This is a genomic window from Phycisphaerae bacterium (assembly GCA_018003015.1).
Classification (GTDB): Bacteria; Planctomycetota; Phycisphaerae; order UBA1845; family PWPN01; genus JAGNEZ01.
Genome location: JAGNEZ010000012.1, coordinates 118,403 through 126,707 on the forward strand (window position 1 = coordinate 118,403; position 8,305 = coordinate 126,707).

Here is an 8,305-nt window from a genome sequence, read left to right on the forward strand (position 1 = left end):
GATCGGAGCTTGAATCCCGACGTGGTCGAGGCTACAAAGCGGGTTTCCACTGCATAGGAGAATGAGCATGAGCCTTTCAATAGACCGAGTCACGTTGAGTTGTGTCATGACCGTGCTGCTCTTGATGGCCGGGCCTGGGCTGGCCGCCGACCTGCGTCCCCCTTCGGTGCCCCTGGTTTCGGTCGATCCCTACTTCAGCATCTGGTCGCCTGCTGACCGGCTGACCGACGCGTGGCCGGTTCACTGGACGGGCAAGCCGCATGGCATGAGCAGCATGGTGTTGGTGGATGGCAAGCCCTACCGACTGATGGGGACTGAGCCCAAGGATGTGCCGGCCATGGCGCAGGCCGGGCTCCAGGTGCTCCCGACGCGAACGATCTACACATTCAAGAACGATCAGGTGTTGGTGACCCTGACTTTCATGACCCCCCTGCTGCCGGACGATTTCGAAGTGCTGGCCCGTCCGCTCACCTACCTGACCTGGCAGATGCGTTCGGCTGACGGGAAGGAGCACGAGGCCGCGATCTACTTTGACGCTACCGGTGAACTGGTCGTCAACGTCCCGGACCAGCGGGTTGCCTGGTCGAAGCCGACGATTTCGGGGCTTGCGGTGCTGCGGATCGGAAGTGAGGACCAGCCTATTCTCGCGAAGAAGGGTGATGATCTGCGGATCGACTGGGGCTATCTGTACGCGGCGACGCAGAGCGAGAAGGGCGTCTGGTGTGCGGTTCTTCCCGCGGAACAAGCCCGCAAGACGTTTGCCGCGGGTCAGGCCTTGGCCACCGCGGAGGCATTGAGCATGCCCCGCGCGGTCAAGGATGGGTGGCCCGCGTTGACGTTTGTGCTCGATCTGGGCAAGGTCGGTGATGCACCGAGGGCCCAGACGGTCATGCTGGCTTACGATGACATCTTCGGGATCACGTACTTCAAGACGAAGCTTCGCTCCTACTGGCGGCGTAACGGAGCCGAGGCGGCCGATCTTCTGACGGCGGCGGCCAAGGACTTTGCCTCACTCACCAAGCGGTGCGAGGCGTTCGACGCGGAACTGGTCGCGGACCTGGCCACGGCCGGCGGCAAGGAATATGCGGATATCGGCTGCCTGGCCTACCGCCAGTGCTTCGCCGCCAACAAGATCACGGCCGATGCCCGGGGCATGCCGTTGCTGTTTCCGAAGGAGAACTTCAGCAATGGGTGCATCGCCACGGTGGACGTGATTTATCCGATGCTGCCGCAGTTCTTGCTGCTCAGCCCCATTCTGGCCAAGGCTTCGCTGGTGCCGGTCCTCGACTACTCTGCCAGCCCGCGATGGCGTTTTCCCTTTGCCCCGCACGATCTGGGTACCTACCCGATGGCCAACGGGCAGGTTTACGGGGGCGGCGAGATCGGTGAGGAGAACCAGATGCCGGTTGAGGAGACCGGCAACATGCTTTTGCTGATGGGTGCGATTGCCAAGGTCGAGGGCAAGCCCGATTTCGCGGTCCGATATTGGCCGCTGATGACCAAGTGGGCGGAGTATCTCAAGAGCAAGGGACTCGATCCCGAGAATCAGCTCTGCACCGACGACTTTGCCGGGCACCTGGCCCACAACGTGAACCTCTCAGCGAAGGCCATTCTGGCCCTGGGCTCGTACGCGATGCTCTGCGACATGGCTGGCAAGAAGGATGAGGCCGCCGAGTACAGGAGGATTGCCAAGGAGTTTGCGACCAAGTGGGAGGAGATGGCCCGTGACGGTGATCACTACCGGCTGGCGTTCGACAAGCCCGGAACGTGGAGCCAGAAGTACAATCTGGTCTGGGATCGCCTCCTGGGGCTCGACCTGTTCCCTGAGTCGATTCTCCGGAAGGAGATGGCCTACTACCTCAAGATTCGGAACGAGTACGGTCTGCCGCTCGACAACCGCAAGGCGTACACCAAGCTTGACTGGACGATCTGGACGGCCACGCTGACCGGTTCGAGCAAGGACTTCGAGGCCCTGGTCAAGCCGGTCCACGCCTTTCTGCAAGCGACGCCCGATCGAATACCCATGACCGACTGGTACCAGACGACCGACGCGAAGCGCGTCGGCTTCCAAGCTCGTTCGGTGGTTGGCGGCGTGTTCATCAAGCTGCTCGACGATCCGGGGATGTGGAGGAAGTGGGCGGGCAAGGCGGCGACGGTGAAGGGCGACTGGGCTCCGCTGCCCACCCCGCCGACCTTCCAGGCCGTCGTGCCCACCGCCGAGAAGGAGGCGGCCGAGTGGCGCTATACCACCACGAAGCCGGCGGACGGGTGGTTCAGGGCCGATTTCGATGATTCCGCCTGGAAGAAGGGAAAAGCGGGTTTCGGAACCAGGCAGACTCCCGGGGCGGTCATCGGAACGGAATGGGACTCGAAGGACATCTGGCTGCGGCGAACGGTCGATGTGGCTAACAGCCCGCTAACCGCCCCGCACCTGCGCGTTCATCACGACGAGGACGCCGAGATCTACGTCAATGGCATTCTGGCCGCCAGGCTTCGCGGCTACACGGTTTCGTACGAGGAGGTCGAGTTGACCGGCCCGGCGGCGAAGGCTCTCAAGGCGGGTAAGAACACGCTGGCCGTCCACTGCCGCCAGACTGGAGGCGGGCAGTACATCGACGTTGGTATTGCCGTGCCTCGCATTCCGAGGTGAGAGGAGGACGTACCGTGAGAACCTTGAAGTCTGTGCCCTTCGGGGCAGCGGCATTCTCGGTGATTGGCGGCTCGATGCTTGTGGTGAGCGCGGCCGAGAAAGACCCTACTGCCTCTTTGCCTGATCGGAACCGGATCGCAGCCATCGCGGCCATACTGCCGGACAAGCCTGTGGGGGTAGGACGGCCCATCTCCGATCGCGAAGCCTGGCGGGCCCTGGCCGAGAAACCGGCGTACCAATCGGTTGGGGACGCGGCCGCAAACACGCTGAAGGACCCGCTGCCCGACCTGCCTGACGAGCTCTACCTGGACTACTCTCGAACGGGCAACCGCACGCGTTGGCAAGCGGTCAATGGCCGGCGGCTCGGGCGGATTCCGAGATATGTCATTGCGGAGTGCATGGAGAACAAAGGGCGGTTTCTTCCGGCGTTCGAAGCCCTGGCAAAGTCGGTGTGTGAACAGCGAACCTGGATGATGCCCGCCCACGACGGCAGCCTGGTCAACTTCAAGGGTACGCGTATTGACATTGACCTGGGCTCATCGGCGATCGGGTGGGATCTGGCGACCGCGGATTTCCTTCTGGGCGACAAACTTAGTCCTGAGACACGGAGGCTCATCCATGAGAACGTGAACCGGAGGATCCTGGAGCCTTTCCGGGGCATGATTGAGGGCAAGCGCGGGGCCAATTCCTGGCTTTCGACGACGAACAACTGGAACGCGGTCTGCTTGGCGAATGTGACTGGGGCGGCGTTGACCCTGATTGAATCGAAGGCTGACCGGGCGTTCTTCGTTGCGGCGGCCGAGCACCTCTCGTTGAACTTCCTCAAGGGTTTCACCTCCGACGGCTACTGCAGCGAAGGGCTGGGCTACTGGAACTACGGGTTCGGTCATTACGTGCTCCTGGCCGAGACGGTTCGTCAAGCCACCGGCGGCAAGCTGGATCTGCTTGAACGGCCGGTGGTCAGGGCCATTGCCCTGTTCGGCGTCAACATCGAGATCACGAACGGCGTTTTTCCGGCCTTTGCCGACTGTTCACCCAGCGCCCGTCCGTCGGCGAGAATCCTATCGGTCGTCAGTCGCGAGTTGGGTCTTGGTCTGAGCAGCTGGGAGAGGCAGGATCCCGCCTCGCCGTCCGGCGGGCTGGCGGAGGCGATGGTCTATTCGTTCCCGAGTGCGGCCGGTCAGGCCCGGCCGGCCGCCCCAAAGTGGAACGGACCGGGGCCGCGAACCTGGTTCGAACAGGCGGGCATCCTCATCCGCCGGCAGATCGAGGGCTCGGGGTGCCGGATGGGCGTGGCCCTCAAAGGCGGGCCCAACGCCGACCACCACCATCACAACGAAGTCGGCTCCTACGTGGTGGTCATCGGGAAGGAAGCGGTTCTGGTTGATCCTGGTGCCGAGGTCTACACCGCGCGTACCTTCAGCAGCCGTCGCTATGAGAGCAAGGTGCTCAACTCGTTCGGCCATCCCGTCCCGAGGGTGGCGGATGAGTTGCAGAAGACTGGCTCTCAAGCTCGGGGCAGGGTTGTCAAGACCGAGTTCACGGACGCCTCCGACACCCTAGTTCTAGATCTATCCTCGGCGTACCGGGTGCCTTCGCTCCAGAAACTGGAGCGAACGTTTGTTTTTTCACGGTTGGCGACGGGTTCACTGGCTGTCACCGACGAGGTCCTTTTCAGTCAGCCCGCCCGCTTCGGCACGGCGCTCATCACCTTCGGGAAGTGGGAACGAAGTGCCCCCGACCGCCTCGTCATCTCCAGCGGCAGGGAGGGGGCGCGGGTCGTGATCGAGGCGACCGGCGGCGAATGGGACGTGTTCGCTGAGCCGATCGAGGAAGACCTTGGCGTCAAGCGGCCCCTGACGCGACTGGGCATCGATTTCAAGAAGCCGGTCAAGCAGGGAAAAGTGGTTTTAACCATTCTGCCGGCAACCGAGGCCCAGTGAGACTGGAGGGCTGTTGCTGATGGCCGGGAGGTTTAGCAGGGCGCGATTTCCGGGTGTGGCGCCATCGTTGGCTGTGATCTTGTCCGCCTCGCTGGACGCTGCCGGCCGACCCGTGTGAACTCGGGCCTTGCAGACGGCAGCGCGGCGCAACAAGCCATGGTGAGCAAACGAGGAAGGTGGGCCCCTAGCGGATCTTCGCCTCCGGGTCCTGATGCACAGCAGCGGCGGATCTCAGAAGGCTGCCGCCAAGGCTTCGGTGAGCTCTTCGGAGGCGAGCGCGATCGGGTTGCCCTTGGTACTGCCGGCCACCTGGACTCTCTCCACGATCCAGGCGAAGTCCTCGGTCGAGATTCCCTGCTCTCGAAGCGGCTTGATGGACAGCGAGGCGCACAGTTCGCGAATCCAGCTTACTCCGTCCTCTGCGGTGGCAAGGGGTTCGCAGGTGACGAGCCGAGCGATTTCCGCATAGCGAGCCAGGGCGTTGCTGCCCGGCTGGCGTTTCTGCAGGGCCCGGAGATTGACGGCCATCACGTGTGGCAGGAGTGCGGCGCAGATCTCGCCGTGGGGAGCGTTGAACCGACCACCGATCGGGCCGGCGAGACCGTGTACGGCCCCAAGGCCGGCGTTGGCCAGGGCCAAGCCGCCAAAGAGGCTGGCGATACACATTTCCTCGCGAGCGTCGGCGTCCCACGCATCCTGGTAGACTCGCGGAAGAGCTCGTGCCGCCCGTTGGATGCCCTCGCGACAGATGCCGTCGGTCGTTGGATTGGCGCGGGCAGACACATACGGCTCGATGAGCTGGGTGAGGGCATCCAAGCCGGTGCTCGCGGTCACTGCCTTGGGGAGTTCAAGGGTCAGCTCAGGATCGACCAGGGCCAGTCGGGGAAGCATCAGCGGACTTCGCAGGCTGACTTTGACACGATGTTCGGTGGAGGTCAGCACCGCGTTGCGGGTGACCTCGGATCCGGTGCCGGCAGTCGTGGGGATGGCGATGACCGGCAGTGGCGGATGGGTCAAGGGCTTGTTGTGGCCGATGACCTCGAGGTAATCGAGCGTATCGCCGGGGTTGGTGGCCAGGGCGGCGATGGCCTTGCCGGCGTCGATGGCGCTGCCGCCGCCGAAGCTGATCACCAATGAACAGCCGTCGTGGCGGACCTGCTCGGTTCCCCAGTAAACGGCGTCAATCGTGGGCTCGCCGGGCATGCTGAACGTTCGCGAGTCGATGCCCCTAGGTTGCAGGAGTTCCACCAGTCGGCCGGCGCGTGCGGCCGAGCGCCCGCACACCAGGAGTGCACGTGGGTTTTCCTGACCGGGCAGGGTTTCTCCGACCAGACGGCCGATTTCGTCGAGCGTACCGGGGCCAAAGACAATCCGTGATGCGGTGGCGAACTCAAAGCGCATGAGAGCTACCACCCCTGCTCGTCTGGAAAGACGTTGGCGTACTTGATACCTTGTCGCGGCTCGGCCATCATATCCGCGACGGTATCTCGCCATTTGAGGTAGTGGGCTGTCTCCTTGTGTTTAACGGTGGCCTCCTCGTTGCGGTAGACCTCGACGAGGACGAGCTGGCTGGGGTCATCTTTCTGTTGGATGACGTCGAAGCGGGCGATACCCGGTTCCCGGACGCTGTGACGAGCGTTCTCGAGAGTGGCCTGTTTGAACGCCTCAATCGACTCGGTTTTGACATGAACATGAACCATCACGATCAGCATCCAAGGTCTCCCATTCTGATGACCGTTTCGGCGATCCAGTCCTGGGGATAGTATAGCGATGGAATGGTGACGAGTCATCTGCATGTGGTGGTCGAACATGGCATGGCAGCGCAGTCAGGGGAGGCTAGCTGGGGAATCACGGGTCAGGGTATGCTGGTAAGGGAGAACACATGCGCCGATCACTTGTCATGGTTTTTGGATTGCAGTGGGCGGTTTGCCCATCTCCTGCCGAGGCCGACAAGCCGCCGTTGCGCGATCAGGCGGTTCAGGCTCTGCGGCAGGCCACGGAGTTTTTCCGCACCCAGGTTGCCACGGAGGGCGGTTACCTCTGGCGTTACAGCGAGGATCTGACCCAGCGCGAAGGCGAGGGCAAGGCATCGGAGGCCACGATTTGGGTCCAGCCTCCAGGCACACCCTCTGTCGGCATGGCGTACCTGGAGGCGCATGAGGCTACTCGAGACCGATACTATCTTGAGGCTGCCAGGGAAGCCGCCTATGCCCTGGTGCGCGGGCAATTGCGTTCCGGCGGTTGGGATTATCGCATTGAGTTCGATCCCAAGCACCGTCGGCACTATGCCTACCGGGTGGACGGCGGCCAGGCCGGACCGCGTAACGTGACCACTCTGGATGATGACACGAGCCAGTCCGCCTTGCGTTTCCTGATGCGTGTTGATCGAGCGTTCGCGTTCCGAGATGAGCGCATTCACGAAGCTGCCGGCTACGCCCTGGCCAGCCTGCTGAAAGCACAGTATCCGAACGGTTCCTGGCCGCAACGCTTCGACAGTTTCCCTGAACCGTCCAGGTTTCCGTCCAAACGTGCGAGCTTCCCGACTACGTGGTCGCGGGAGTTCCCGGACACGAAGTACGCCGCCTACTACACGCTGAACGACGGTGCCGTCCCCGACATGATGGCGACGATGCTCGAGGCCTGGCGGATCTACGGTGAGGACCGATACCGAAGCTCGGCAGAGCGGGCGGGCGATTTCCTTTTGCTCGCCCAGATGCCGGAGCCGCAGCCGGCCTGGGCCCAGCAGTATGATACGGACATGCATCCGGCATGGGCGCGGCAATTCGAGCCGCCGGCAATCACCGGGGGCGAATCCCAGGTGGTGATGAGAACGCTACTCGTCCTGTGCCGTGCGACGGGCGACCGCAGATACCTCGAACCACTGCCTCGAGCCATTGCCTATTTCCGCCGCTCGCGCCTGAGCAACGGCCTGCTGGCTCGCTTCTACGAACTGCAGACCAACAAGCCGCTCTATTTCACGCGCGACTACAAGCTGACTTACAGTGATGCCGATGTGCCCACGCACTACGCCTTCAAGGTCGTCGATCGAATCCGGGAGATCGAAAGGGAATACGAGCAACTGCGTAAGATGGACCTCGCCGAGCCCGCGGCGGTGCCGGAAAAGCACAGGCCAAGAATGGCCGCAGAGCTGGAAAGGCGCGTCCAATCGGTCATCGCGGCCATGGACGACCGCGGCCGCTGGATTGAGCGCGGTCGCCTACAATACCAGGGCAACGATCATCGGACGGAGCGGATCATCGACTGCCGCACATTCGCAAATCACGTGAAGATCCTGAGCGACTTCCTCTCGGCAACTCAGATCGATTGAGCCCCGGTGAGAGTCAACCAGGAGCGTGATGCGGTCTGAGCGCGTCGGTCTGTTTCGATACTGTGCTCGAGTTGGGAGGAGCGGCGCGTGCCTAGATCATGGCCAGCAGGATCGTCTCGGCTGAGGCCTGCCACATGGCCGCCCGGCTTTTCAGTCTGACGGTTCGCAGCCAGACAAGCAGGTCTTGGAGCGTCGGCCAGCGGGTGGGCCGGCCGGAAAAGGCGCCGGCCTGGCTGTAGGCATGTTCCAGCCCTGCCACTAGTACTACAACGCTAAGAAAGCTCAAGAAACCTCATGCGACCAGCCGATGGGTAGTTCGAGTGGAACTCGAACACAGGAGGCCCTGGGCATGGACGCCGACACGATTCTCCGGATAAGGCCGGC

Annotated in this window: 6 protein-coding genes; 3 read left to right on the forward strand and 3 right to left on the reverse strand. The window is 62.8% G+C overall.

The window, feature by feature from the left end; all coding sequences use genetic code 11:
• Window positions 1-67: 67 nt before the first annotated feature.
• Together KA354_07940 and KA354_07945 are read left to right on the forward strand one after the other, a co-directional pair.
• Complete coding sequence (locus tag KA354_07940) at window positions 68-2,650, forward strand: DUF4965 domain-containing protein (protein MBP7934565.1); 2,583 nt, start codon at window positions 68-70, stop codon at window positions 2,648-2,650.
• A gap of 14 nt (window positions 2,651-2,664) precedes the next feature.
• Window positions 2,665-4,593, forward strand: a complete 1,929-nt coding sequence (locus tag KA354_07945) for a heparinase II/III family protein (protein ID MBP7934566.1) — start codon at window positions 2,665-2,667, stop codon at window positions 4,591-4,593.
• Window positions 4,594-4,824: 231 nt separating this feature from the next.
• On the opposite strand, the gene KA354_07950 is transcribed toward KA354_07945, so the two are convergent.
• Window positions 4,825-5,994, reverse strand: a complete 1,170-nt coding sequence (locus KA354_07950) for an iron-containing alcohol dehydrogenase (protein MBP7934567.1) — start codon at window positions 5,992-5,994, stop codon at window positions 4,825-4,827.
• 5 nt (window positions 5,995-5,999) lie between these two features.
• A complete protein-coding gene (locus KA354_07955) occupies window positions 6,000-6,305 on the reverse strand; it encodes an antibiotic biosynthesis monooxygenase (GenBank protein MBP7934568.1) in 306 nt (101 codons plus the stop codon).
• 170 nt (window positions 6,306-6,475) lie between these two features.
• Here KA354_07955 and KA354_07960 point away from each other — a divergent pair, with 170 nt between their 5' ends.
• Window positions 6,476-7,921, forward strand: coding sequence for a hypothetical protein (locus KA354_07960; protein ID MBP7934569.1), 1,446 nt, complete (start codon window positions 6,476-6,478; stop codon window positions 7,919-7,921).
• Between the two features lie 91 nt (window positions 7,922-8,012).
• Here the strand turns inward: KA354_07960 and KA354_07965 are convergent, their stop codons facing one another.
• Window positions 8,013-8,207, reverse strand: coding sequence for a hypothetical protein (locus KA354_07965; protein ID MBP7934570.1), 195 nt, complete (start codon window positions 8,205-8,207; stop codon window positions 8,013-8,015).
• Window positions 8,208-8,305: the final 98 nt, after the last annotated feature.

Excerpts from the sequence above, each read along its gene's own strand:
- KA354_07960 (MBP7934569.1), top strand. The coding sequence starts at position 6,476 with ATGCGCCGATCACTTGTCATGGTTTTTGGATTGCAGTGGGCGGTTTGC.
- KA354_07955 (MBP7934568.1), bottom strand. The coding sequence starts at position 6,305 with ATGCTGATCGTGATGGTTCATGTTCATGTCAAAACCGAGTCGATTGAG.
- KA354_07950 (MBP7934567.1), bottom strand. The coding sequence starts at position 5,994 with ATGCGCTTTGAGTTCGCCACCGCATCACGGATTGTCTTTGGCCCCGGT.
- KA354_07940 (MBP7934565.1), top strand. The coding sequence starts at position 68 with ATGAGCCTTTCAATAGACCGAGTCACGTTGAGTTGTGTCATGACCGTG.